The organism is Tateyamaria sp. Alg231-49 (genome assembly GCF_900143535.1).
Taxonomy (GTDB): Bacteria; Pseudomonadota; Alphaproteobacteria; order Rhodobacterales; family Rhodobacteraceae; genus Tateyamaria.
In genome coordinates this window covers 51,576-74,957 of sequence record NZ_FRFA01000009.1, presented here as the reverse complement: position 1 = coordinate 74,957, position 23,382 = coordinate 51,576, and the positions used below count along the sequence as shown (strand labels likewise).

General features: G+C 58.5%; 20 protein-coding genes and 2 riboswitches. Of the genes, 13 read left to right on the top strand and 7 right to left on the bottom strand.

Annotated elements, in window-relative coordinates; translation table 11 throughout:
• Window positions 1-21: 21 nt before the first annotated feature.
• Genes hydA through DHN60_RS14905 form a run of 5 tightly spaced genes read left to right on the top strand, consistent with a single transcriptional unit; the run spans window position 22 to window position 5,093 of the window.
• On the top strand, window positions 22-1,482 hold the full coding sequence (gene hydA / locus DHN60_RS14925; RefSeq protein WP_108838124.1) for a dihydropyrimidinase: 1,461 nt from the start codon (window positions 22-24) through the stop codon (window positions 1,480-1,482).
• Window positions 1,482-2,303 (top strand): ABC transporter ATP-binding protein, encoded by an 822-nt coding sequence (locus tag DHN60_RS14920; protein WP_108838123.1) that lies wholly within the window; start codon window positions 1,482-1,484, stop codon window positions 2,301-2,303. Before hydA ends, DHN60_RS14920 begins: the two co-directional genes overlap by 1 nt.
• Before the next feature lie 54 nt (window positions 2,304-2,357).
• Window positions 2,358-3,218 carry an ABC transporter permease gene (locus tag DHN60_RS14915; protein WP_199913688.1) on the top strand — a complete coding sequence of 287 codons (861 nt, stop codon included), beginning with the start codon at window positions 2,358-2,360 and terminating at the stop codon, window positions 3,216-3,218.
• Window positions 3,218-4,063: an ABC transporter permease gene (locus DHN60_RS14910; RefSeq protein WP_108838122.1), complete on the top strand. Its 846-nt coding sequence runs from the start codon at window positions 3,218-3,220 to the stop codon at window positions 4,061-4,063. The genes DHN60_RS14915 and DHN60_RS14910 overlap by 1 nt, the downstream gene beginning before the upstream one ends.
• 40 nt (window positions 4,064-4,103) lie before the next feature.
• Window positions 4,104-5,093: an ABC transporter substrate-binding protein gene (locus tag DHN60_RS14905; RefSeq protein WP_108838121.1), complete on the top strand. Its 990-nt coding sequence runs from the start codon at window positions 4,104-4,106 to the stop codon at window positions 5,091-5,093.
• Between the two features lie 161 nt (window positions 5,094-5,254).
• On the opposite strand, the gene DHN60_RS14900 is transcribed toward DHN60_RS14905, so the two are convergent.
• The 3 genes from DHN60_RS14900 to ettA form a co-directional block, all read right to left on the bottom strand.
• Window positions 5,255-5,623 carry a DUF4157 domain-containing protein gene (locus tag DHN60_RS14900; RefSeq protein ID WP_108838120.1) on the bottom strand — a complete coding sequence of 123 codons (369 nt, stop codon included), beginning with the start codon at window positions 5,621-5,623 and terminating at the stop codon, window positions 5,255-5,257.
• A gap of 168 nt (window positions 5,624-5,791) precedes the next feature.
• Complete coding sequence (locus DHN60_RS14895; RefSeq protein WP_108838206.1) at window positions 5,792-6,349, bottom strand: L,D-transpeptidase; 558 nt, start codon at window positions 6,347-6,349, stop codon at window positions 5,792-5,794.
• 516 nt (window positions 6,350-6,865) lie between these two features.
• The gene (gene ettA / locus DHN60_RS14890) at window positions 6,866-8,521 is read right to left on the bottom strand and encodes an energy-dependent translational throttle protein EttA (protein ID WP_108838119.1); all 1,656 of its coding nucleotides are present in this window, start codon (window positions 8,519-8,521) and stop codon (window positions 6,866-6,868) included.
• Between the two features lie 89 nt (window positions 8,522-8,610).
• Between ettA and DHN60_RS14885 the strand changes: the two genes are divergently transcribed.
• The 3 genes from DHN60_RS14885 (at window position 8,611) to dacB (ending at window position 11,301) form a co-directional block, all read left to right on the top strand.
• Entirely contained in the window at window positions 8,611-9,081 is a 471-nt protein-coding gene (locus DHN60_RS14885; protein ID WP_234423653.1) for an MOSC domain-containing protein, read from the top strand.
• A gap of 64 nt (window positions 9,082-9,145) precedes the next feature.
• Entirely contained in the window at window positions 9,146-9,760 is a 615-nt protein-coding gene (locus tag DHN60_RS14880; protein WP_108838205.1) for a nicotinate-nucleotide adenylyltransferase, read from the top strand.
• Window positions 9,761-9,807: 47 nt separating this feature from the next.
• Window positions 9,808-11,301: a D-alanyl-D-alanine carboxypeptidase/D-alanyl-D-alanine-endopeptidase gene (gene dacB, locus DHN60_RS14875; protein WP_108838117.1), complete on the top strand. Its 1,494-nt coding sequence runs from the start codon at window positions 9,808-9,810 to the stop codon at window positions 11,299-11,301.
• Between the two features lie 29 nt (window positions 11,302-11,330).
• Here dacB and DHN60_RS14870 read toward each other — a convergent pair whose 3' ends face one another.
• Window positions 11,331-12,563 carry a D-amino acid dehydrogenase gene (locus tag DHN60_RS14870; protein WP_108838116.1) on the bottom strand — a complete coding sequence of 411 codons (1,233 nt, stop codon included), beginning with the start codon at window positions 12,561-12,563 and terminating at the stop codon, window positions 11,331-11,333.
• 61 nt (window positions 12,564-12,624) lie between these two features.
• Window positions 12,625-12,732: riboswitch (glycine riboswitch) on the bottom strand.
• Between the two features lie 16 nt (window positions 12,733-12,748).
• A riboswitch (glycine riboswitch) is annotated at window positions 12,749-12,840 on the bottom strand.
• A 96-nt stretch (window positions 12,841-12,936) separates the two neighbouring features.
• Between DHN60_RS14870 and DHN60_RS14865 the strand changes: the two genes are divergently transcribed.
• From DHN60_RS14865 to DHN60_RS14850, 4 genes are read left to right on the top strand one after another with little or no spacing between them, the layout of a single operon-like run.
• Complete coding sequence (locus DHN60_RS14865) at window positions 12,937-14,175, top strand: ABC transporter permease (protein ID WP_234423652.1); 1,239 nt, start codon at window positions 12,937-12,939, stop codon at window positions 14,173-14,175.
• Window positions 14,172-14,966 carry an ABC transporter ATP-binding protein gene (locus DHN60_RS14860; RefSeq protein WP_199913686.1) on the top strand — a complete coding sequence of 265 codons (795 nt, stop codon included), beginning with the start codon at window positions 14,172-14,174 and terminating at the stop codon, window positions 14,964-14,966. Before DHN60_RS14865 ends, DHN60_RS14860 begins: the two co-directional genes overlap by 4 nt.
• Window positions 14,967-14,984: 18 nt before the next feature.
• On the top strand, window positions 14,985-16,763 hold the full coding sequence (locus tag DHN60_RS14855; protein ID WP_108838115.1) for an MlaD family protein: 1,779 nt from the start codon (window positions 14,985-14,987) through the stop codon (window positions 16,761-16,763).
• The gene (locus DHN60_RS14850) at window positions 16,760-17,410 is read left to right on the top strand and encodes an ABC-type transport auxiliary lipoprotein family protein (RefSeq protein WP_108838114.1); all 651 of its coding nucleotides are present in this window, start codon (window positions 16,760-16,762) and stop codon (window positions 17,408-17,410) included. Before DHN60_RS14855 ends, DHN60_RS14850 begins: the two co-directional genes overlap by 4 nt.
• Window positions 17,411-17,413: 3 nt before the next feature.
• Here the strand turns inward: DHN60_RS14850 and DHN60_RS14845 are convergent, their stop codons facing one another.
• Complete coding sequence (locus DHN60_RS14845; RefSeq protein WP_108838113.1) at window positions 17,414-17,815, bottom strand: DUF4864 domain-containing protein; 402 nt, start codon at window positions 17,813-17,815, stop codon at window positions 17,414-17,416.
• A 64-nt stretch (window positions 17,816-17,879) separates the two neighbouring features.
• Window positions 17,880-19,457 carry a lysine--tRNA ligase gene (locus DHN60_RS14840; protein ID WP_108838112.1) on the bottom strand — a complete coding sequence of 526 codons (1,578 nt, stop codon included), beginning with the start codon at window positions 19,455-19,457 and terminating at the stop codon, window positions 17,880-17,882.
• A 144-nt stretch (window positions 19,458-19,601) separates the two neighbouring features.
• Between DHN60_RS14840 and DHN60_RS14835 the strand changes: the two genes are divergently transcribed.
• A complete protein-coding gene (locus tag DHN60_RS14835) occupies window positions 19,602-20,027 on the top strand; it encodes a tellurite resistance TerB family protein (RefSeq protein WP_108838111.1) in 426 nt (141 codons plus the stop codon).
• A gap of 219 nt (window positions 20,028-20,246) precedes the next feature.
• Here DHN60_RS14835 and DHN60_RS14830 read toward each other — a convergent pair whose 3' ends face one another.
• The gene (locus tag DHN60_RS14830; protein WP_108838110.1) at window positions 20,247-23,378 is read right to left on the bottom strand and encodes an efflux RND transporter permease subunit; all 3,132 of its coding nucleotides are present in this window, start codon (window positions 23,376-23,378) and stop codon (window positions 20,247-20,249) included.
• Window positions 23,379-23,382: the final 4 nt, after the last annotated feature.

The window sequence follows — 23,382 nt, the reverse complement described above, 5'->3', positions numbered from 1 at the left end:
GGACTCCAGAGGAGAACTGACATGAGCAAGGTGATCAAAGGTGGCATGGTTTGTACGGCAGACCGGACATGGAAAGCCGACGTGCTGATCGAAGGTGAGGTGATCAAGCAGATTGGTGAGGATTTGGTGGGCGATGAGTACATCGATGCCGAGGGGGCCTATGTCATTCCCGGCGGTATCGATCCCCATACCCATCTTGAGATGCCGTTCATGGGCACCACCGCGGCCGAGACGTTTGAGTCCGGCACATGGGCCGCGGCCGTTGGCGGCACCACGATGGTTGTGGATTTCTGCCTGCCGGGTGCCGATGGGTCGATCAAGAACGCGATCAATGAATGGCACCGCAAATCTGCCCCGCAGATTTGTTCTGACGTGGGTTACCACATGGCCATCACCGGCTGGAACGAAAATGTGTTCAACGAAATGAAGGACGCCGTTGATATGGGCGTCAATTCCTTCAAGCACTTCATGGCCTACAAAGGTGCGTTGATGGTTGAGGATGACGAGATGTTCGCCTCGTTCCAGCGCTGTGCCGAGTTGGGCGCTTTGCCGATGGTGCATGCCGAGAACGGTGATCTGGTCGCTGCGTTGCAGGAAAAGTACTTTAACGAGGGGATCACGGGCCCCGAGGGTCATGCTTATTCCCGCCCTCCGGAGGTTGAAGGCGAGGCGGCGAACCGCGCCATCACTATCGCGGATGCGGCGGGTGTGCCGCTTTATATTGTGCACGTATCTTGCGAGCAGGCCCATGAGGCGATCCGCCGGGCGCGTCAGAAGGGCATGCGGGTATATGGCGAACCGCTGATCCAGTTCCTGACGCTGGATGAGTCCGAGTACTTCAACAAAGACTGGGATCATGCCGCACGCCGCGTGATGTCGCCACCGTTCCGCTCCAAGGACCATCAGGATTCGCTCTGGGCGGGTCTGCAAGCGGGGTCCTTGCAGGTGGTGGCCACGGATCACGCGGCTTTCAACACCGATCAAAAGCGTGCAGGCCGCGATGATTTCCGCATCATTCCCAACGGTTCGAACGGTCTGGAAGAACGCCTTGCCGTGCTCTGGACCGAAGGGGTCGAGACCGGGCGGTTGACCCCGAACGAGTTCGTCGCCGCAACCTCGTCCAACGTGGCCAAGATCCTGAATATCTATCCCAAGAAGGGCGCGATCGTGGAAGGTGCGGATGCGGACATCGTGGTGTGGGATCCGAAGATCACCAAGACGATATCGCCCGCAAACCACCACTCGGTGCTGGATTACAACGTGTTTGAAGGCTTCGAGGTCAAGGCGCAGTCTCGGTATACCTTGTCGCGGGGCGAGGTGATCTGGGCCTGGGGCCAGAATTCGCAGCCAAGTCCGGGTCGGGGCAAGTTCGTGCCGCGCCCTGCGTTCTCGTCGGCCTCGACGGCGTTGTCCAAGTGGAAAGCGCTGACCGCGCCGAAGATGATTCAGCGCGACCCGTTAAACATTCCGGCAGGTATTTAATGGCAACAGGCACCGCTGGCCCAGAGACAAGTTCTGCTGCGTCAAACACTTCGGTTATTTCCGCTGTCAATCTGGATCTGACGTTCCAGACCAACGACGGGCCAGTCCACGCCCTCAAGGATGTGTCGCTGGATATTGCGAAGGGTGACTTCGTGAGTTTTATCGGCCCGTCTGGCTGCGGAAAGACGACCTTTCTGCGTGTCATGGCCGATCTGGAGCAACCTACTGGCGGGACCATCACAGTTAACGGGGTCAGCCCCGAGGCGGCGCGGGAAGCCCGTGCCTATGGCTATGTTTTTCAGGCCGCCGGGCTGTATCCGTGGCGCACCATTGGCAAGAACATATCTCTGCCACTTGAGATCATGGGCTATTCCAAAGCCGATCAGGCGGAGCGTGTGACCCGCGTTTTGGAGTTGGTGGAGCTTGCCGGGTTCGAGAAGAAGTTTCCCTGGCAACTGTCCGGGGGCATGCAACAGCGTGCCTCAATCGCACGGGCGTTGGCGTTCGATGCAGACATCTTGCTGATGGACGAACCCTTTGGCGCGCTCGATGAGATAGTGCGTGATCACCTGAATGAACAGCTGTTGCAGCTTTGGGACCGGACCGGCAAGACGATCGCATTTGTCACGCATTCGATCCCTGAGGCAGTGTATCTGTCGACGAAGATCGTTGTAATGTCGCCGCGCCCGGGACGTATCACGGATGTGATTGACAGCCCTTTACCGCGGGAACGGCTATTGGATATTCGGGAAAGTCCGGAGTTTCTGGAAGTAGCCCATAGGGTCCGCGAAGGGTTGCGAGCGGGGCACGGCGATGTTTGATCGGCCCTCCGGGGGGGATTTTTTTAAATCAGAGACGCGGGGGACGTGCCCGTGATGCGCAACGTTGTGCCCGTGTTGACCGTTGTTGGTGCGATCTTTGTCCTTTGGTATCTCGCGGCTATCTGGCTCAATGCGCCGTGGGCCTATGACAAGGCGGAGCGCGCTGGTGTGAGTTTGAGCGCATCAGAGCTGGTTGCCGACACATGGGCGCAGGACAAGCCCAAGCTACCCGCTCCACATCAAGTTGCTGTAGAGATTTGGGAAACGACGGTTGAGAAAAAGATCACCTCGAAACGCTCGCTGATCTGGCATTCATGGGTGACCCTCAGCGCGACCCTGCTGGGCTTTGCCCTTGGGACGGGGTTGGGCATACTGCTGGCGGTCGGCATTGTTTATAACACGGTCATGGATCGATCGGTCATGCCGTGGGTCATCACCAGCCAGACTATTCCCATTCTGGCCCTTGCCCCGATGATCATCGTTGTGCTGAACGCGGTGGGCATATCGGGTTTGCTGCCCAAGGCGATGATTTCGATGTATCTGTCCTTTTTCCCGGTGGTCGTGGGCATGGTAAAGGGGTTGCGCAGCCCGGAGGTCATGCAGCTGGACCAGATGCGCACGTGGAATGCGAGCGCGGCTCAGACATTCTGGCGGCTGAGGTTGCCGGCCTCGATGCCGTATCTCTTTGCTTCGTTGAAGGTTGGAGTCGCTGCGAGCCTTGTGGGCGCCATCGTGGGTGAATTGCCGACGGGGGCGGTTGCAGGGCTGGGCGCGCGCCTGCTGGCTGGCAGTTATTACGGGCAAACGATCCAGATTTGGTCGGCCCTTATCATGGCGGCGGCTCTGGCGGCTGTGCTTGTGGCCATCATTGGGGTGATCCAGCGTGTGACGCTGAACCGGATGGGGATGGCCTGATGGGGTGGATCGTTTTCGCATTTCTTGCGTGGGTAATGGGATGGATGGCGAACGTCTGGATGTCGCGCCAGCCTGCCACGCCGGTTATCCGGCTTGCGATGCCCGTTGTCTTTGGCCTGACCCTGATTGCGATTTGGGAAGGGGTCGTACGCGGCTTTGACATCTCGGCCGTTTTGTTGCCCGCGCCATCTGCGATTGCTGTGCGCTTTGCCGCTTCGACAGACATCCTGTGGGAAGACTTTGTGCAAACGGTGATCAAGGGCGCACTGAGCGGGTACATCATCGGGTGTGGTGCCGCGGTCCTCACTGCGATCTTTATTGATCGGTTTTCGTTTTTGCGCCGGGGTTTGTTGCCAGTGGGCAATTTCGTGGCGGCCTTGCCAATTGTCGGCATGGCCCCGATCCTGGTGATGTGGTTCGGATTTGACTGGCAGTCGAAAGCCGCCGTGGTCGTCGTCATGGTGTTTTTTCCGATGCTCGTAAACACGGTCGAGGGGTTGCAAGCCAGCAACCAGATGCAACGGGATTTGATGAAGACCTACGCTGCACCCCCTTTGACCACCTTGATCAAACTGCGCCTGCCGCTGGCCATGCCCTTCATTTTCAACGGTCTCAAAATTGCCACCACGCTGGCCTTGATCGGGGCAATTGTTGCTGAATTTTTCGGCTCGCCCATCCGAGGCATGGGCTTTCGTATCTCGACATCTGTCGGGCAGCTTGCGCTTGACCTTGTCTGGGCCGAAATTGTCGTCGCCGCCATTGTTGGATCGGCCGCCTATGGGGGCGTTGCGCTCATCGAGCGTACTGTGACATTCTGGCATCCATCTCAGCGGGCCCGGTCATGAAGGTCCGAACCACAAACCAAAACCAACGAAGGAGTACCACATGAGAACGATAACAACCTTTGCCGCGAGCGCGGCAATCACCCTGAGCGCCTTTGCGGCCCAAGCCGCAGATGACGTTACCTTGCAGCTGAAGTGGGTCACGCAGGCCCAGTTCGCGGGTTACTATGTCGCCCTCGACAAAGGCTTCTACGAGGAAGAAGACCTGAACGTGACCATCAAACCCGGTGGCCCGGACATTGCGCCGACCCAAGTGCTGGCTGGTGGTGGCGCAGACGTCACCGTTGAATGGATGCCAGCCGCCTTGGCAGCCCGTGAAAAGGGACTGGCGATGGTGAACATCGCACAACCGTTCAAATCGTCGGGCATGATGCTGACGTGCCGCAAGGACGCAGGCGTCAGCAGCACGGATGACTTCCCGGGCAAGACGCTGGGGGTCTGGTTCTTTGGCAACGAATTCCCGTTCCTATCGTGGATGAGCCAACTGGGCATCCCAACTGATGGATCAGACGGCGGAGTCACCGTGCTGAAACAGGGGTTCAACGTGGATCCGATCCTGCAGGGGCAAGCAGCCTGCGTGTCGACCATGACCTACAACGAATACTGGCAGATCATTGATGCCGGTCTGACGCCTGAGGAATTGCAGGTGTTCAAGTATGAGGATCAGGGTGTTGCGACGCTCGAAGACGGTCTTTATGCGCTGGAAGAGAACCTTTCAGACCCCGCCTTTCAGGACAAGATGGTCCGCTTTGTGCGTGCCTCGATGAAGGGCTGGAAGTATGCCGAAGCGAACCCGGATGAGGCTGCCGAAATCGTTCTGGACAACGATGCCTCGGGTGCGCAGACCGAAGAGCATCAAAAACGGATGATGGGCGAGATTGCCAAGCTGACAGCGGGTAGCAACGGCGCGTTGGACCCGGCGGACTATGAGCGCACGGTGGCATCGTTGCTGTCGGGCGGGTCTGATCCTGTGATTTCCAAGGCACCGGAAGGGGCCTGGACGCACGCGATCACGGATGCTGCCCTGAACTGAGACAGTCACTATCCTGAAAACATCAAAGGCCAGCCTCCGGGCTGGCCTTTTTTGATGTCCCACGCTGGGACAGGGGCGCGGGTGTGGGAAATCAATGGGTTACAGAGGCGTATTTACATTCTGTTAGGACCTGACCCCGCCCGGATCGCCCGTTCAGCGGGCTATTTCGAGACCAGAACCTTGCCCTTTGTTTCCTTGGGCATCTTACTGCCGCCGCCTTGCTGCACCACATGTGTAAGTTCATGGGCCAGAAGCTTCATGTTTTTGGCGTCTCCGGCCTTGGCCACAAAGAGGTTGTTGCCTTGGGTAAACGCCTTGGCGCCAAGCTCCTTACAGATTTCGGGGGCATTGCCTCCGCTGTGGACTTTTACCTTGCTGAGATCGGCGCCGTGGGACTCTTGAAAACTTTTGGCGATTTTCTGATCGAGCTTAACGCTTTTGGTTTCTTCTGGATCTTTCTTGATCGACTTCAACTTGGCTTTCTTGCCTTTGAGTTTGTCCTTGATCTTTTTGAGCGGGTCGTCGGCCATGTGATGTTCTCCAAAAGAGTATGTTCAATGCGGTGATATATAGCACAAAATATGGGGATACGGATAGTCGGGTATTGCCGGTAAACGGCACAGGGCATCCACCCCAACCGCTGCGTGCAAAGCCCACACGGGCAATGCATCGCAACCTGTGCGGAGACCGTCTGTGGCTTACAGAACCGTCACAACCGTGCCAATGGGCACGCGGTTGTAGAGATCGGCAACATGTTCGTTCAGCATCCGGATACATCCGTTGGACACGGACGTTCCGATTGTGTTGGGCTGGGTCGTGCCATGAATGCGAAAATATGTGTCGACACCGTTCTGGAACAGGTAGAGCGCGCGCGCACCCAGAGGATTCCCTTCACCACCGGGCATGATGTAGTTGTTGTCGATGAACTTGGTATACAGATGCGGATCGCGTTCGATCATTTCCTGGGTGGGGCGCCAGGTTGGCCACTCTTTCTTGACGTCGATGGTGGCGCTGCCTGTGAATTCCAGCCCGGCACGACCGACGCCGACGCCGTAGCGGATCGCTTTGCGTTCTTCGGTCACCCAATAGAGGTAGTAGCTGCGGGGCAGGACGAGGATCTGGCCTGGCAAAAAGTCTTTCTTGATCCGCACCTCTTGGGGGGTGGGGTCAAAGGCAATGTTTGACTGTGCTTGAATGAGGGTCGGGGCAAGCGCGGCTGCGGCGCTGAGGCTGAGGAAATTGCGGCGGTCCATAATCTCTCCGAATGTAATGTGCCACGAGGATGCCCGTATGGCGCGCTGCGTCAAGAGTCTGTTGAATTGTAGGTGTCACAATCCGGTGGGGTTTGTAGGTGTGGAGCGGAAATGCCACGCGTTTTCGCCGCCTCAGCGTCCGCGCAGCGCGGGCGCGTCACCCGGCAGCATGTTTCGTAGAAACGTGCGAGAGGGCCCGATGAGAGGTGTTTGAATTGTTCCCAGCGGAAACGCACCGCGTTTTCGCCGCCCTCGACCGCCCCCATGGGCGGGGGCGACGTTGTCTTCCCCGGGGCTATCGCCCTCTGCGGCCTCAAAGGCTCCACTGGACAGTTTGCGAGACGGCCTTCGACCCGCGGTCGGGGCTTGGTCCTGTCTGAGTGTGCCGCGCTAACGTTTGTGAGCCGAATGCGAGCATAGAGGGTCGGTGACACCCATCGCACACTATTCTCATCTGAGTGCGAACGGGCAGGCTGACGCCTACCCTGCCTCGCACCCGTTGAATTTACTTCGTAAAGTTCAACGTGCGAATTTCTTGTGTTTCAATCGTTTGGGTTCAAGGGCATCCGGCCCCAACCGTCGCTTCTTGTCTTCTTCGTAGTCTTCAAAGTTCCCCTCGAACCACTCCACATGCGCATCGCCTTCAAAGGCGAGGATGTGTGTGCAAATCCGGTCGAGGAAGAAACGGTCGTGCGAAATCACCACCGCGCAGCCGCCGAAATCGACAAGGGCGTCTTCCAAAGCCCGCAGCGTTTCGACGTCGAGGTCGTTCGTCGGTTCATCAAGCAGCAGGACGTTGCCGCCGGATTTCAACAGCCGCGCCATGTGCACGCGGTTGCGCTCACCGCCTGACAGCAGGCCGACTTTTTTCTGCTGATCGCCGCCTTTGAAGTTGAACGACGAACAGTAGGCGCGCGAATTCACCTCGGCATCGCCAAGGGCGATCAGTTCGGCACCGCCAGAGATTGCTTCCCACACGTTGTCATCTGCGTTCAGGTCGTCGCGGGACTGATCGACATAAGACATCTGCACCGTGTCACCGATTTCGACGCTGCCCGCGTCAGGCGTTTCTTGCCCTGTGATCATCTTGAACAGCGTGGATTTACCCGCGCCGTTCGGACCGATCACGCCGACAATCGCGCCGGGGGGGATGGAGAATTCGAGGTTTTCCATCAACAGCTTGTCGCCCATGTGTTTGGACAGACCCGCCACGTCGATCACCTTGCCGCCCAATCGCTGGCCGTTGGGGATGACGATCTGGGCGTAGGACAAACGCTCGCGCTCGGACGTTTCCAGCATGTCGTTGTAGTTGTTGATCCGCGCCTTGGATTTCGCCTGACGGGCCTTGGCCCCCTGACGCATCCATTTGAGTTCGCGTTCCAGCGTTTTCTGGCGGGATTTGTCTTCGCGCGCTTCTTGTTCGAGGCGTTTGGCCTTTTGTTCGACCCACGAGGAATAGTTGCCTTCCCATGGCACGCCTTTGCCGCGATCCAGTTCAAGGATCCAGCCCGTGATACTGTCGAGGAAGTAGCGGTCGTGGGTCACGATCAGGATCGTGCCTTTGTAGTCAATGAGGTGCTGTTGCAGCCACGCGATGGTTTCCGCATCAAGGTGGTTGGTTGGTTCGTCCAGCAGCAGCATTTCGGGCGCTTCAAGCAGGAGGCGGCAGAGCGCGACGCGGCGTGCCTCACCACCTGACAGCGTTGTGACGTCCGCATCGTCAGGGGGGCAGCGCAGCGCCTCCATGCTGACGTCGATCTGGCTGTCGAGATCCCAGAGGTTTTCGGCGTCGATCTTGTCCTGCAACTCGGCCATCTCGTCCGCTGTTTCGTCGGAGTAGTTCATCGCCAGTTCGTTGTAGCGGTCGAGGATCGCCTTTTTCGGCGCGACGCCCAGCATGACGTTCTCGCGTACTGACAGTTCGGGGTCGAGTTTGGGTTCCTGTGGCAGGTAGCCGACCTTGGCCCCTTCGGCGACCCATGCTTCGCCGGTGAAATCCTTGTCCATCCCAGCCATGATTTTCATCAGCGTGGATTTACCCGCGCCGTTCACGCCGACCACGCCGATTTTCACGCCGGGTAGGAAGTTGAGGTGGATGTTCTCAAAGCATTTCTTGCCACCTGGATAGGTCTTGGAAACGCCGGACATGTGGTAGACGTATTGATAGGCGGCCATGGCAGGCTCCTTTGGAGAGAGGGGACGCGTTTGGGCGTTCAGATACAGGTGCGTTGGGCGGGGTGCAATGGTGGTTTGGGAGCGGTGCGTTGAGTGAGTTACATGCGATGATGGCGCGCTATGCGGTGCCCGGTCGGGTTGCGTGGATTGGGCTGCGCCCTATGCGTCGCGCCGATATGGTTGAGGTGGAGGCCGTGCGTGTGACCGGTGCAGGCCCTGAGGGCGATCATGGCCGCCCCGGCAAGCGCGCGTTGACCTTGATGCAGGCAGAGCATCTGGGGGCGATTGGTGCCTTTCTGGGCCGTGCCCCGGTGTTGCCTGCGCAGATGCGTCGCAATGTGGTGGTTGCGGGTTTGAATCTGGCCGCCTTGAAGGGGCGTGAGGTGGTGCTGGGTTCGGCAGTTGTCCGGCTGACCACCATTTGTGCGCCCTGTTCGCGCATGGAAGAGACCTTTGGTCATGGCGGATATGCGGCGGTGCGCGGTCACGGGGGGTGGTGTGCCGAGATCGTGCAGGAGGGTATGATCACGCGCGGTGATCTTGTGCGCCCTGTTGATTGACAAACGTGCCCATCTGCTGTCCGGTCCTGCGTCGCAGCCTTTGCGAGCCGAGGACCACGCCCTGATGCGCCACGCCTTTCCCCTTGCCCGACCGGGGCAGACCATCGGCCTGCTGGGTGGGTCGTTTGATCCGGCCCATGAGGGCCATGTGCACATCACCCGCGAGGCGATGAAGCGATTTGGCCTGTCCCATGTGTGGTGGCTGGTGAGCCCCGGCAACCCTTTGAAAACCCATGGCCCTGCGCCATTGGAGCAGCGGATGGCCCGCGCCCGCGCCGTTATGCAAGACCCGCGCGTCACTGTTACGGATATCGAGGCGCGTCTTGGCACCCGCTACACCGCTGAGACGCTGGAGGCCTTGAGGGCCTGCTATCCCGGTGTGCGCTTTGTCTGGCTGATGGGCGCGGACAATCTGGCGCAATTGCACCACTGGCAGGATTGGGAGTGGATCATGGAAAGCGTGCCTGTGGGAGTGCTGGCCCGCCCGGGAGACCGCATTTCTGCGCGGATGAGCCGGGCCGCGCGCGTCTATGCACAATACCGCATATCGGGGCGGGCCAGCCAAATTCTTGGCCGCGCAGACGCCCCGGCGTGGTGCTTTGTGAACGTTCCCATGTCAGCCCAATCGTCCAGCGCAATCCGGGCGGCGGGGGGTTGGGGAAAGCTTGAGCAAACGTGATGTTTTGAGCGCTTGTCTGCCCGCCAAAGCTGGGGTTAGATGCGCCCATGTTCAGATCGGTTTCCAGACGCGTTTTCCTTGGCTTTCTGGCCAGCAGTGCAGCCACGACAGCCCTTGCGGCCCCGCCCGCAGCATCCTTGCGCCCTGTGGCGCGCGCAGTGGGCCATTCCAAGAAAGCAGTAGCCGGCCCGGAGGCCATCATTAGCGCGGCCAAACTGGACGGGCAGGTTTCTTTTGCGGTGGCGGATGCGCGTACCGGCGCGCGGCTTGAGGTGGGCAACGCCAAGACGGGCACGCCCCCGGCGAGTGTCGCCAAGGCGGTCACGGCCCTTTATGCGCTGAACGTCCTTGGGCCTGCGCATCGGTTTTCAACACAAATCGTGGCAACGGGATCAGTGTCTGGCGGCGTGGTCTCGGGCGATCTGATCCTTGTGGGTGGCGGCGACCCGACTTTGGACACAAACGGGTTGGCCGCCCTCGTGTCGGCGCTCAAAGACAAAGGCATCCGCGAGGTGCGCGGCGCATTCAAAGTCGCTGAAGGGGCGTTGCCCTACGTCAAGACCATCGACTCAGAACAACCCGATCACGTCGGCTATAGCCCAGCGGTGAGCGGCGTGTCCCTGAACTACAACCGTGTGCATTTCGAATGGAAACGGTCGGGTGGGGCGTATGGCGTGACCATGGATGCGCGGTCGGACCGGTTCCGCCCTGCGGTTTACGTGACCAAGATGCAGATCGTCGACCGTCGTGTGCCTGTCTATACCTACAAAGATGGCGGGAGCAGCGACAACTGGACGGTCGCCAAAGCCGCGCTGGGCAACGGTGGGGCGCGGTGGCTGCCTGTCCGCAAGCCTGCGCTTTATGCAGGTGATGTGTTTCAAACACTGGCCCGCTCGCAAGGTATCGTGCTGAAGAACCCGAAGGTCGTGAAGAAGGCGCCGCGTGGCACTGTGCTTGCGTCACGCCAAAGCGATGATTTGCGTAAAATCCTGAAGGATATGCTGCGCTATTCCACCAACATCACGGCGGAAATGGTTGGCATGTCTGCGACGGTCAAACGCACGGGGCGGGTTCCGAACAACCTCAAGGCGTCGGCGGCGGAAATGAACCGTTGGGCCAACAGCACTCTTGGCACCTCTGCCATGAAGCTTGTCGATCATTCGGGCCTTGGCGGCAAAAGTAAGATGACGGCGGATGACATGGTGCAGGCGTTGGTCAAGGCACATTCCAGCGCGGTGTTGCGCCCGATCCTCAAACCGATCCCGATGCGGGACAACAAACGCCGTGTCCTTAAAAACCATCCGATTACTGTGGATGCCAAGACGGGTACGCTGAACTATGTATCCGGCCTTGCCGGCTACATGACGGCGCGGGATGGCCGGGTGATGGCCTTTGCCATCTTTGCTGCCGACGAAGCCACCCGGTCTCGCATTTCCAAAGCCAACCGCGAGTCCCCCCAAGGCGCGCGCAGTTGGAATGGGCGCGCCAAGGTCATGCAGCAAAAGCTGATTGACCGGTGGGGGCTGCTCTACGGGACCTGAGGAGGGCAGATCTTGACCCGCCCAACCCGTTAGGCTGCGTTTTTCATCCGCGTCGCGTCGATGCTGTCTGCCACACCTTGTGCTGTCGCCGCTGACAGTGTCCAACCCAGATGCCCGTGCCCGGTGTTGTAGAACACGCCCGGCTTTTTGCCCGGTCCGACCTTGGGCATCATTGAGGGCAACATAGGCCGCAGACCTGCCCACGGCACACAGTGTTCCGTCGAGACGGCTGGGAAGAACATCTCGCACCAGTCGCGCAGTGGTTTGATCCGGTCATCGCGGATGTCGAGGTTGTAGCCGTTGAATTCCGCCGTGCCCGCAATGCGCAACCGGTTCTTGCCGAGGCGCGAGGTGACCACTTTGGCCTCGTCATCCAGCAGGCTGACCCAAGGTGCGGCTTCCTGGCTGGCGGCATCATCAAGGTTGACGGTGATGGAATACCCTTTGACCGGGTAGATGTTGACCCGGTCGCCAAGCTGTTCAGCGATGGCTTTGCTGGCAACCCCTGCGCACACAACGATGCCATCAAAGACTTCGCTGTTTTTGGCGTTGCCTTCTTTCCAGTCCAGCCGGACGTCGGTGCCGGTGTGGTGGATTTCGCTGACCACGGATTTGTAGTGGAAGGCCACGCCCATGTCTTCGCAGGCTGCGCTGAGTTTGCGGGAAAAGCTGTGGATGTCGCCTGTGAAATCGCTTTCGGTGTAGAACCCGCCCAGCGTTTCGGTCTGAAGCGTTGGTTCGAGTTTTTGAACCTCTTCTGCCGACACCTCGCGCCGTTCCAGCCCCGCCTTTTCCAGCAGGACGTTGACCCGGCGGGCGTGATCGAATTCGGATTGCTTTTTGTAGATGTGCAGGATGCCGCGCTGTTCCATGTCAAAGTCCATGCCGACCTCGCTCGCGAAATCGAGCAGGTGTTCGCGTGCGGCAATGGCCATTTGGGCTGTGGCGATTGTGTTGGCCTCGTAATCAGGGATGTTGCCCATGAATTCCGCCATCCACGACAGTTTGTGCCAGCTGGGTTTTGGGTTCACCAGCAGCGGTGCGTCGGGGTTGAACATCCACTTGAGCCCCTTCATCACAGTGCCCCAGCGTGTCCAGACCTCGGCGTTGGAGGCCGAGAGTTGTCCGCCATTGGCAAAGGACGTTTCCATCGCCGCGTAGCGGTTTTTGTCGAACACGGACACTGCATAGCCACGGCTGGCCAATGCGTAGGCGGTGGTGATACCGGTGATGCCGGCGCCGATCACGGCGATATGGGTCATGGTGGGGGTCCCCCAGATGCGACGCAGTTGACAAAGGACGCCCCCGGCGGAATGCCGGATCACGTCCCCATCTGTTGCGTAACCTGAGAGTTTCACGCCGGTCTTCTGGCGCTTTCTCCGTCGGTGGGCTGGGGGCGTCTGCACCCAACCACTCTCCAGATCGTCGATTGCCCCAAAGTTGGGACGCGGCTGGCACGGTTCCTTGTGCCTGAGAGTTTGTCGGGGCGTTGCTCCTTCGGCGGCAGGCATCTGGCCTGCGCTCTCCCATGTCAGCCTTAGCGACTGAGAGGCATATAGGGGGTGTTCTGCCAATCGGTCAATGGATTCGATTGCACGTTTGAGTGCACCTGCGTGAGCGTGTTGACGGGGACACATGTGCCAAGATCGGGCCTGTGTGTTGAGGGGCGTAGCCATCGGGAAATGCTTGGGCTATCAAGGGCGGGTCTGCCCATGGCGGCCCCTGATCCTGCTGCTGGATTTCATCTGTATGACCACCCCGACGCTCGAGTTCGATCAGTCACAGGCCGCGCCCGTCCTGCGCGTGGCGGGGCGTTTGGTGATCGCACATCTTGAGGCGATAGCACCAAAGTTTCACGACCTGACGACCAGTGCCAAGCATCTGCAAATCGATCTGGACACGGTCGAAGCGCTGGACACCAGTGGCGCGTGGCTGATTGCCACCCTGATGGTGCGTCTTGAGGCCGAGGGCGTCACGGTTGAGATCATTGACGCATCGACCAACCGCAAGGCTTTGGTGGACACCGTGCGCGCAGCACTGCCCGACCAAGAGGGTGGCGAAGACCCGCCCCGCGGGTTTGTTCCGTGGCTGGCCAGTATTGGCGCGGCGATGGCGGGTGCGGGTGACGCGGTTGTGTCTTTGCTGAGCTTTGTTGGTGAGGTGTTGTCCCGGTTTGCCTATGGGCTGGTGCGCCCATGGCGTTGGCGTAGCGCGGCCCTTGTCAGTCAGATGCAAGAGGTCGGGTTCAACGCCATCCCCATCGTGGTTTTGATGAGTTTTCTGATTGGGGTTGTTCTGTCCTTTCAAGGGGCCTCGCAATTGCGTCAGTTCGGGGCCGAGGTGTTTGTCGTCGATCTGATCGCCATCTCGATCCTGCGCGAGCTTGGTATTCTGCTCACCTCCATCATCGTTGCAGGGCGGTCGGGGTCGGCCTTTACCGCCTCTATCGGGTCGATGAAGGTGCGCGAAGAACTGGATGCCATGCGCACTCTTGGCCTTGATCCTATTGAGGTACTGGTGCTGCCCCGGGTGATCGCGTTGATCATCATGTTGCCGATCCTTGGCTTTATCGCCAACATCGCGGGTCTGTTCGGGGGGGCGTTGATGAGTTGGATTGAACTGGGCGTCAGTCCCAGCATGTTCGTGACCCGTTTGCAGGAGAACACTGACGTCTGGCATCTGGCCATTGGCATGATCAAGGCACCGTTCTTTGCCGCCATCATCGGGATCGTGGCGTGCTGGCAGGCGTTGCAGGTCAAAGGCTCTGCCGAAAGCGTGGGGCGTCGGACGACAACCTCTGTGGTGCAGGCCATTTTCCTTGTCATTGTGGCCGACGCTGTATTTTCGATCTTTTTCGCGGAGTTGGGATTGTGAGCGACAGCCCGGCAACCCGAAACGACCGCGAGGCGGTGATCACTGTGCGGGGTCTGAGGACCCAATTTGGGCCGCAAGTGGTGCACGAAAATCTGGACCTTGATGTCTGGAAGGGTGAGGTGCTGGGCGTTGTCGGTGGATCGGGCACGGGCAAGTCGGTTTTGCTGCGCACCATTGTCGGGCTGAACACGCCTGCGGCCGGGTCGATCAATGTACTGGGCACAGACGTGCTGCATGGCAATCGCGAAGATCGTCTGAAGACCGAACAAAGCTGGGGCGTGGCCTTTCAGGATGGGGCGCTGTTTTCATCGCTTACGGTTTTGCAAAACGTCATGGCCCCGATGAGGGAACACCTGAACCTCAGCCCCGCGCTGATGAAAGAGCTCGGACAACTCAAGATCAGCATGGCAGGTCTGCCCGCCTTGGCCTGTGGCAAGCTGCCTTCGGAATTGTCCGGGGGTATGCGCAAACGTGCGGCTTTGGCGCGCGCACTGGCGCTCGACCCGCAAATCGTGTTTCTGGATGAACCGACCGCCGGCCTCGATCCCATCGGGGCGGCGGCATATGACGAATTGATCAACGAACTTAAGCGATCGCTGGGTCTGACCGTGTTTATGGTGACCCATGATCTCGACTCCCTTTATGCGATCTGCGACAGAATTGCGGTACTGGCGGAAAAGCGCGTGTTGTTTGAAGGGCCGATTGAGGGAATGACAGAGATCGACCACCCTTGGGTGCAAGAATATTTCACCGGTCCGCGCGCGCGTGCGGCCCAAGCAAAGAAAACCTGAAGGAAGCGGCCCGCGGCCATGGAAACCAAAGCCAACTATGTTCTGATCGGGCTGTTCACCCTTGCCGGTATCGTGGGGGCGCTGGGTCTTTTGTTGTGGCTGGCCAAAGTTCAGGTGGATCGCCAGTATTCCTATTACGACATTCTGTTTGAGGATGTGTCTGGGTTGGGCGCGGCCAGTGACGTGCGCTATAACGGTCTGCCGGTGGGGCAGGTGGTTGATCTTGCGTTGGACGACGGCGATTCCTCGCAGGTCCGTGTGAAAATTGAGATTTCGGCAGACACACCGGTGAACACTGAAACCGTCGCAAAGTTGCAATCCCAAGGGGTGACAGGCGTCAGCTTTGTTGGCTTGTCGGGTGGCTCTGAGACCTCAACGCCATTGCCTAACAACAGCGAAATCCCGTCAGAGCGCACCGCCCTGCAAACCGTTTTTGAGGGCGCGCCGGAGGTGCTGGAGCGGGCGATTGAATTGCTGGAAAACGTCAACGACGTGTTTGACACCGAAAACAAGGATGCCGTTTCGACCCTGCTCGCAAATCTGTCGTCGGCTTCGGCGCGGATTGATACGGTGCTGGAAGATTTCGAGTCCTTGTCGGGTGATTTGGGGTCTGCCGCGCGCGAGATTGCGTCGTTCACGGACCGTTTGGATACACTGGCAGATACGGCGGACGTGACGCTGACGACTGCAACTGGCACCTTGGAAATTGCCAACGAAACGGTGACCCGCGTGGGTGATCTGACAACGGATCAACTGGTGCCTCTGGCCGAAGATTTGCGCACTGCCAGCCAGACCGCCAATCGTGTGATCGACGATGTTGGCGGGCAAGCGAGCGTGATTGCGGGACGGATTGATGAATTGGCGGTGCGTGGTGGTGTCGTTCTGGATGATGCGAGCCAAGCACTGGCCACGGCCAATCAGACCTTTGCATCCGCCAATACGGCGATTGAGGGGATCACAGAGTTCACGAACACGAACCTTGTGCCCTTGTCAGACGATTTGCGCACAACGACACAGACGGCCAACCGGGTCATTTCGGAAACGGGGACCGAGGTTCAGCGGGTCGCAGGGCGGATAGACGACCTTGCAGATCGTGGAACGGTGGTGCTGGACAGTACCGTTGTTGCTTTGGACGATGCTCAGAACACCATTCGGGACGCACGCACCACTGTGGCGCGGGCGAACACCTATATTGACGAACAACTGACCCCCCTCACCAGCGATTTGCGCACAACCACACAGACCGCCAACCGCGTGATTGACGAGGTGGGCAGTCAGGCGTCGGTGGTTGCGGACCGGTTCATCACCTTTGCCGATGATGGCACTGAACTGATCGCGACGGCGGACAAAACCTTTGCCAATGCCGATATCACTCTGGCCGCGATCTATACGGCGATGGAGGATGCGTCTGCCACATTGGCGACTGCCAATTCCACCTTCGAGGTGGCCAATCGCATTCTCGATACGGATATTGATGGGATCGTTGCTGATGTACGTGGCGCAACCACGGCGTTTACCACTACGATCAACAAAACGTCCGCAAGCCTCGACACAGTCACTGAGCAGGTTCTTGCGGCGTCCACATCCGCTGCAAACCTGACCGCATCACTGGAAGAGGTGATCAGTAGCAACCAGCGCCAACTCTCCGACTTTGTGCGGCTGGGTCTGCCTTCCTTGCTATTGTTTACGGATGACGCGCGCAGTCTGGTGAGCAATATTGATCGTCTGGTCAACAAGATCGAACGCGATCCGGCCCGCTTTTTGTTAGGTACTCAGAATTCAAGGTTCAGCCGATGAAGACGTTTTCCAGATCATGGCCATTGGCCTTGGTGCTTATGATGGCGCTGTCCGGCTGTGCCGCCCTTTCGGGGTTGTCCGCAGCAAGTGTTCCCAGTGAGCTTTATGTGCTGACCCCGAAGAGCACGTTTGATGCGAACCTGCCAAGGCTGCGCTATCAGATCGCCGTTGAGGAGCCGACGGCGACGGCGTCAGTCAATACCGACCAGATCGCCGTGCAGCCCACGCCGCTACGGGTGCAGTACCTGCCTGAGGCGCGTTGGGTGGACCGTGCCCCGTTGATCGTGCAGTCACTGATGATCGAAAGTTTTGAGAATTCGGGCAAAGTGCCTGCGGTTGGCAGTTCGGCCATCGGTTTGCGCGCTGATTTTTTGATCGTGACGGACATCCGTGAATTTCAAGCCTTTGTGCCGGCCGTCGACGCGGACGCGCCTCTGAACATTCATGTCCGCCTGAACATAAAGGTCATCGATGCGTTTTCCGACCGCATCATCGCGTCACGGTCGTTCCAGGAAGTTTCACTGGCCGACTCTGACGACGCCAGCGATGTCGCCATCGCCTTTGACGAAGCGCTGGGCGATACGCTTCGGGATGCCGTGGAGTGGAGTATTCGTTCAATCGCGTCTTATGGAGCGCCCCGGTTCTAAGCGTCAGGCGCTGACGCCCGCGCTTTCAAGCAGCTGCACGCCGTTGATTTTCCAACCGTTCTCGGTTTCGAGCATCCGGTAGTCCAGCACGTGCACTTGCCCTTTGGCGTCCACGATTTGCACCTTTTGCCAATAGCTGCCGTTTTCTTGGCGCAGCTCCAGATAGGTCACTTCGGTGGGGCGCCAGACCATCGGATAGCCTTGGGTCACCATGCGACCGAAATTCTCGGGCGTGCCGAAGATACCGCGGATGTTGGGCGACGCGAATTCGAATGCTTCGGCGAAATTGTCCGCCTTGAACGCGTCAAGTTGGTCGCTGATTACGCCTTCGATCTCTGTGCCTTGGGCCCAAGCGGCGCCAGTCATGCTGATGGCCAGGGCCGCCCCGATTATCCAATTGTGCATTGCTGGTCTCCTTGCTGATGCAAGGATGATAGTGCGGGATTCGAAACGGCCAAGGGCTTGGGGTTTAAGCGACGAGTTCTCCGGCCAGTGCCTGATCGATCAATGCGATGGTTTCGTCCAATCCATAAAGCGCGATGAATCCGCCAAAACGCGGTCCCTGGCTCGCGCCAAGCAGGACTTCGTAGAGGGCCGTGAACCATCCGCGCAGCGGGTCGAACCGGTCGCGTCCCACTGCGTAGACAACGGATTGCAGCGCCTCGTCGTCCATAGCGCCGTCATAGGCGGCCAATTCAGCGCGCAGTGCCTCAAGCGCTTCGCGTTCGGGGTCTGTGGGCAGGCGATAGGTTTTGGTGGGCTTCACAAAGTCGTTGTAATAGCGCACCGCAAAGCCGACGGCCTGATCCATACTGGGATTTGTTTCCGGGCCAGTGTTGGGCGCATAGCGCTGGATAAAGCCCCAAAGCGTGTCCTTGGTTTCCGCACTGCTGACAGAGGCGAGGTTGAGCAGCATCGAGAACGGCACCACCATGTCACTGGCGGGCACGTCGCCCCCATGAATGTGCCAGACCGGGTTATTAAGTCGCTGTGTTTCGTCCTGCCCCACATAGGCGCGCAGTTGCTGGTGATATTCGTCTACGGCCTTTGGGATCACGTCGAAATACATGCGCTTGGCCGTCTTCGGCTTTTGATACATGAAGTAGGACAGGCTTTCGGTGCTGGCATAGGTTAGCCATTCGTCAATGCTGATCCCATTGCCGGACGACTTCGAAATCTTTTGCCCTTTGTCGTCGAGGAAAAGTTCGTAGCTGTAATGCTCGGGCGGGCGTGCGCCGAGTGTTCGGCAGATCGCGTCATAGATCTTTTCGTTGGTGGCGTGTTCTTTGCCATACATCTCAAAGTCGACACCAAGGGCAGCCCAGCGGGCGCCAAAGTCTGGCTTCCATTGGAGTTTCACGTTGCCGCCAGTCACAGGCAGCGTCCATTCCTTGCCCGTCTCATCGTCGAACGTCACGGTGCCATTCACTGCATCCACATGTTTCATCGGGACATACATCACCCGGCGGCTTTCGGGATGCAGGGGCAGGAAGATCGAATAGGTTTGCTGGCGTTCCTCTCGCAGGGACTTCAGCATGATTTTCATCAGGTCATCGTATTTTTCGGCGCAGCGCAGCAGAATTTCATCGAACTGTCCCGACGCATAAAATTCGCGGGCCGAGACAAACTCGTAATCAAATCCGAAGGTATCAAGAAACCGCCGCAGCATGGCGTTGTTATGGTGGCCAAAGCTTTCATGCGTGCCGAATGGGTCTGGCACGTCCGTCAGCGGGCGCTGCAAATGCTGCTCAAGGCGCTCTGGATTTGGCACGTTGCCGGGCACTTTGCGTAGTCCATCCAGATCGTCTGAAAAACAGATCAGCTTGGTCGGGATGTCCGAGATCATCTCAAACGCGCGACGCACCATGGTTGTACGTAGCACTTCGCCGAAGGTGCCGATGTGCGGCAGACCGGACGGGCCATAGCCGGTTTCGAACAGCACATAGCCCTTTTCAGGAGGTGCTTTCTGATAGCGTTTGAGCACTTTGCGCGCTTCTTCAAACGGCCATGCTTTGCTCGTCATCGCACTGTCACGCGTACTCGACATAAGATACTGTCCTAATTTATGCCCACCCGCCCGATGCGGGGGCCAATGTGACGCGCCCCACGGACAGCATCATTCCGCCGCTACCTATTGCGAGGGGGGGCAGCCGTCAATATTGAGGGGGAGTGTGAGTGGAAAGGAATACCCATGTCTGAGACCGAACAGCTGAGCCTGACGCCGCAGGATGCTCTTGTGGCGATGATGATCGCAATTTCGGCCTCGGATGAGGACATCCGCACCGCTGAATTGGTCAAGATCAATGCGGCGGTAAACCACCTGCCGATCTTTGCGTCCTACGATCTGGACCGCATGAATGGCGTGGCGCAAACCGTGTTTGACCTGTTCGAACAGGAAGACGGGCTGGATGCGCTGTTTGGGTTGGTGCGTGAAGCGTTGCCTGAACCGCTCTACGAGACAGCCTATGCGTTGGCCTGCGATGTGGCCGCGGCAGACGGAACGCTTGAAGAAACCGAACTGCGTCTGCTGGAAGAGATGCGGTATGAGCTGGAGATTGACCGGTTGCATGCGGCGGCGATCGAACGTGGTGCCCGCGCACGCCATTTGACAGTTTGAGGTTGTGGCCGTCTGATTGACCGTCAGCGAGGCCAGTTCCACCAGGCCTTGTCACAGCGGACATCAGGCGAAACTGACCAAGCGTTGATGCGCCGTTCGATGTTCAGGTACTTCGGTTTCGCACAGAACGCGTATTGGCACAGCGAGCACCAATCGCAGATGCCTCGCTGTGCAATTTCCGCACGCCGTGTTGATCGCGTGTTCAAGCAGACAACAGGATCACTCGGCGGGTTGGTTCGATACAGGCGCTCCACCCTTCAAGCGCTCTCGAAGGGATTGCAGCAACACGTATAGGATTGGAATAATCACAACGCCTATGACTGTCGCGGCGAGCATGCCGCCAAATACTGCGATCCCGATTGCCTTCTGGCTGGCAGCGCCAGCCCCCGATGCAACCAGCAAAGGCACAACGCCCAACAAGAAAGAAAGTGCCGTCATCATCACAGCGCGGAAACGCTGGCGCGCCGCTTCTAACGCCGCTTCTCGGATGCTGGCCCCATTTGACCGCTGGTCCATTGCGAATTCAACAATCAGAATCGCGTTTTTCGACGCCAAACCAATCAACATGATCATGCCGATCTGGGTGTAGAGATTCACATCACCCCCGGTGACCAGCACGGCCGCCAAAGCCCCAAAAAGCGCCACTGTCACCGAAAGCAGAATTCCGAAGGGCATTGTCCAACTTTCGTATTGGGCAACGAGGAAAAGATATCCGAACACAATCGCAGCGATGAGGACGAACACGACTGTTCCGCCCGCGTCCTGTTGCTGTTGGGCCGTGCCTGTCCATTCGTAGCTGTAGCCGGGCGGCAGGGCCGTCAGGGATTCTTCTTGCATGATGGCAATGGCGTCACCGGTCGAAAAGCCTGCGGCGGGAACAGCTGTCACGGTTGCCGCGCGGAAGAGGTTGTATCTGTTCAACAGAACTGGGCCTAACACCTTTTCCACATTCATGAGTGTCGCAAGCGGCGCCATTTGCCCGTCTGCAGTGCGCACGTGCAGACGCCCGATGTCTTCCACCGTATCGCGATAATCCGCGTCGGCCTGAATCATCACCCGATACACTTTGCCAAAAAGGTTAAGGTCATTGACGTAGATCGACCCCAGATGCGCTTGCAACGTCTGGAACACATCGCTGACAGGGATGCCAAGGGTGCGCGTTTTCTCTCGGTCGAGATCAACAAACAGCTTGGGCACATTCGCGCTGAAGCTGGTGTAAGCCTGCGCAATTTCAGGGCGCTGGTTCACCGCATAAACAAGTGAGTTGATCGCGGCGGAAAGATCACGGGCTTCGCCTCCTCCGGTTTGCTGAACTTTCATTTCAACACCCGCACTCACACCCAGACCGGAAATCGGGGGTGGGTTGAATGCGATGACTTTGGCCGACGCTTCTTGTGCTGCGATACCGAAAATCTGGGCAAGAATACCGTCGGCGCTTTGCTCTTCGTCGGGACGTTCTTCCCAGTTGTTCAGGTTGACGATAATCATCGCCCCGTTCGAGCCGGCCCCGTTCAGCAGGCTGAACCCGTTGACCTGAACGGTATTTGCCACACCGGGTATTTTCGCAATTTGTTCATTCAGTCGCTCTGACACCACTTCGGTGCGTTGGACAGTCGCCGCGTCAGGCAATTGCACATCAACAAAAACGTACCCGTTGTCTTCCAATGGCAGGAACCCTTGGGGCAACATGTTCATCAAACTTCCGGAACCGGCGCCGAGGCCAATGAGGATAACCAGTCCTATGATGGGAATGCGGATCAAACGCCCGACAATCGCGGCATAGCCGTCGCGCAGCCCTCCGATGACGCGTTCAAACACCGCCAACAGACCTTTGGGCGGACCTGACCGGGCTTTCAGAACGATCGCGCACAGCGCAGGTGACAGCGTCAGCGCGTTGATCGATGAGATCACCACAGCCACAGAGATTGTAACGGCGAACTGTGAAAACAGCTGACCGGAAATGCCCGGCATGAAGGTCACGGGAACGAACACGGCCAACAAGACGAGCGTTGTGGCGATCACCGGTGTCGTGATCTGCGTCATGGCTTTGGCGGTCGCTTCTGGCGGGCTGAGGCCCTCGTCAGCAATGATCCGTTCCACATTTTCGACAACGACAATCGCGTCATCAACAACGATGCCGATGGCCAGAACCAGAGCGAACAACGAGATTGTATTCAGCGTCATTCCCATCAGCAGCAAAAAGGCGAAGGTCCCGATCAGAGACACTGGAATGGCCACGGCGGGGATGACGGTCGCCCGCGCACTGCCGAGGAAAATAAATACGACCGACATCACGAGAACGAAGGTCAGGATCAGCGTGGAAACCACGTCATTCAGCGACTGTTCGACAAAATCAGTGCTGTCAAACGGGACTTCATATTCCACGTCCTGCGGGAAAGCGGCCGACAAACGTTCCAGTTCGGAATAGACGCCTTGGGCGACTCCCAAAGCGTTTTCACCGGGTGCCTGGTAGACAGCCAGCACTGTTGCGGGCTGGCCTTGATAGCGCCCGGACACTCCGTAAGAGCTGGCACCCAACTCAATGCGGGCAATGTCTCCGAGGCGCAAAACGCTGCCTGAATCTCCGGTACGCACGATGATGTTTTCAAACTCGGACGCTTGGGACAAGCGGCCTTGCGCTGTGACAGAGTATTGAAACTGTTGGCCATCAGGGGCAGGTGGCGCCCCAATCTGGCCTGCGGAGACAATGATGTTTTGTTCCTGAATAGCCGCGATCACATCGGCGGGCGTGACGCCGAGCCCTGTCATGCGATCCGGGTCCATCCAAATCCGCATAGCGTAGGCGAAATCCGTCAGGACTTCGGCTTTGCCGACGCCGGGTACGCGTGCAAGCGCATCTTTGAGATTGATAGAGGCGTAGTTGGACAGGAATACCTCGTCATAGGTTCCTTCGGGCGAATACAGTGTCGCAACCAACAGCATACTGGTGGACGATTTTTCGGTTGAGACCCCAGTTGAGGTGACTTCTACGGGTAGCCCGCTGGTGGCCTGTGCCACGCGGTTTTGCACGTTCACAGTCGCGATAGTCGGATCGGTGCCGACTTCGAATGTGACCGACAGTGAATACGATCCGGTGTCTGAGCTGTCGGAAGACATGTAGATCATGTCCTCTACGCCGTTCACCTCAGCCTCGATTGGAGCAGCCACCGTTGCTTCCACGGTCTCGGCATTGGCGCCTGTATACGATGCTGTAACGTTCACGACCGGGGGCGTGATATTTGGGAATTGCTCGACCGGGATCACGGCATAGGCGATCAGCCCCATGATCGTAAGGACGGTCGAAATGACGATGGCCATCTTGGGCCGTTTGATAAATACCGTGGAGAGCATGAAT

Coding starts and splice junctions, on each gene's coding strand:
- hydA (WP_108838124.1), top strand. CDS start 22: ATGAGCAAGGTGATCAAAGGTGGCATGGTTTGTACGGCAGACCGGACA.
- ettA (WP_108838119.1), bottom strand. CDS start 8,521: ATGGCCGCCTATCAATACGTCTACCACATGTCCGGCGTTTCCAAGACC.
- DHN60_RS14910 (WP_108838122.1), top strand. CDS start 3,218: ATGGGGTGGATCGTTTTCGCATTTCTTGCGTGGGTAATGGGATGGATG.
- DHN60_RS14845 (WP_108838113.1), bottom strand. CDS start 17,815: ATGCACAATTGGATAATCGGGGCGGCCCTGGCCATCAGCATGACTGGC.
- DHN60_RS14880 (WP_108838205.1), top strand. CDS start 9,146: ATGCGCCACGCCTTTCCCCTTGCCCGACCGGGGCAGACCATCGGCCTG.
- DHN60_RS14920 (WP_108838123.1), top strand. CDS start 1,482: ATGGCAACAGGCACCGCTGGCCCAGAGACAAGTTCTGCTGCGTCAAAC.
- DHN60_RS14870 (WP_108838116.1), bottom strand. CDS start 12,563: ATGACCCATATCGCCGTGATCGGCGCCGGCATCACCGGTATCACCACC.
- DHN60_RS14905 (WP_108838121.1), top strand. CDS start 4,104: ATGAGAACGATAACAACCTTTGCCGCGAGCGCGGCAATCACCCTGAGC.
- DHN60_RS14855 (WP_108838115.1), top strand. CDS start 14,985: ATGGAAACCAAAGCCAACTATGTTCTGATCGGGCTGTTCACCCTTGCC.
- DHN60_RS14835 (WP_108838111.1), top strand. CDS start 19,602: ATGTCTGAGACCGAACAGCTGAGCCTGACGCCGCAGGATGCTCTTGTG.
- DHN60_RS14830 (WP_108838110.1), bottom strand. CDS start 23,378: ATGCTCTCCACGGTATTTATCAAACGGCCCAAGATGGCCATCGTCATT.
- DHN60_RS14850 (WP_108838114.1), top strand. CDS start 16,760: ATGAAGACGTTTTCCAGATCATGGCCATTGGCCTTGGTGCTTATGATG.
- DHN60_RS14865 (WP_234423652.1), top strand. CDS start 12,937: ATGTGCCAAGATCGGGCCTGTGTGTTGAGGGGCGTAGCCATCGGGAAA.
- dacB (WP_108838117.1), top strand. CDS start 9,808: ATGTTCAGATCGGTTTCCAGACGCGTTTTCCTTGGCTTTCTGGCCAGC.
- DHN60_RS14915 (WP_199913688.1), top strand. CDS start 2,358: ATGCGCAACGTTGTGCCCGTGTTGACCGTTGTTGGTGCGATCTTTGTC.
- DHN60_RS14900 (WP_108838120.1), bottom strand. CDS start 5,623: ATGGCCGACGACCCGCTCAAAAAGATCAAGGACAAACTCAAAGGCAAG.
- DHN60_RS14840 (WP_108838112.1), bottom strand. CDS start 19,457: ATGTCGAGTACGCGTGACAGTGCGATGACGAGCAAAGCATGGCCGTTT.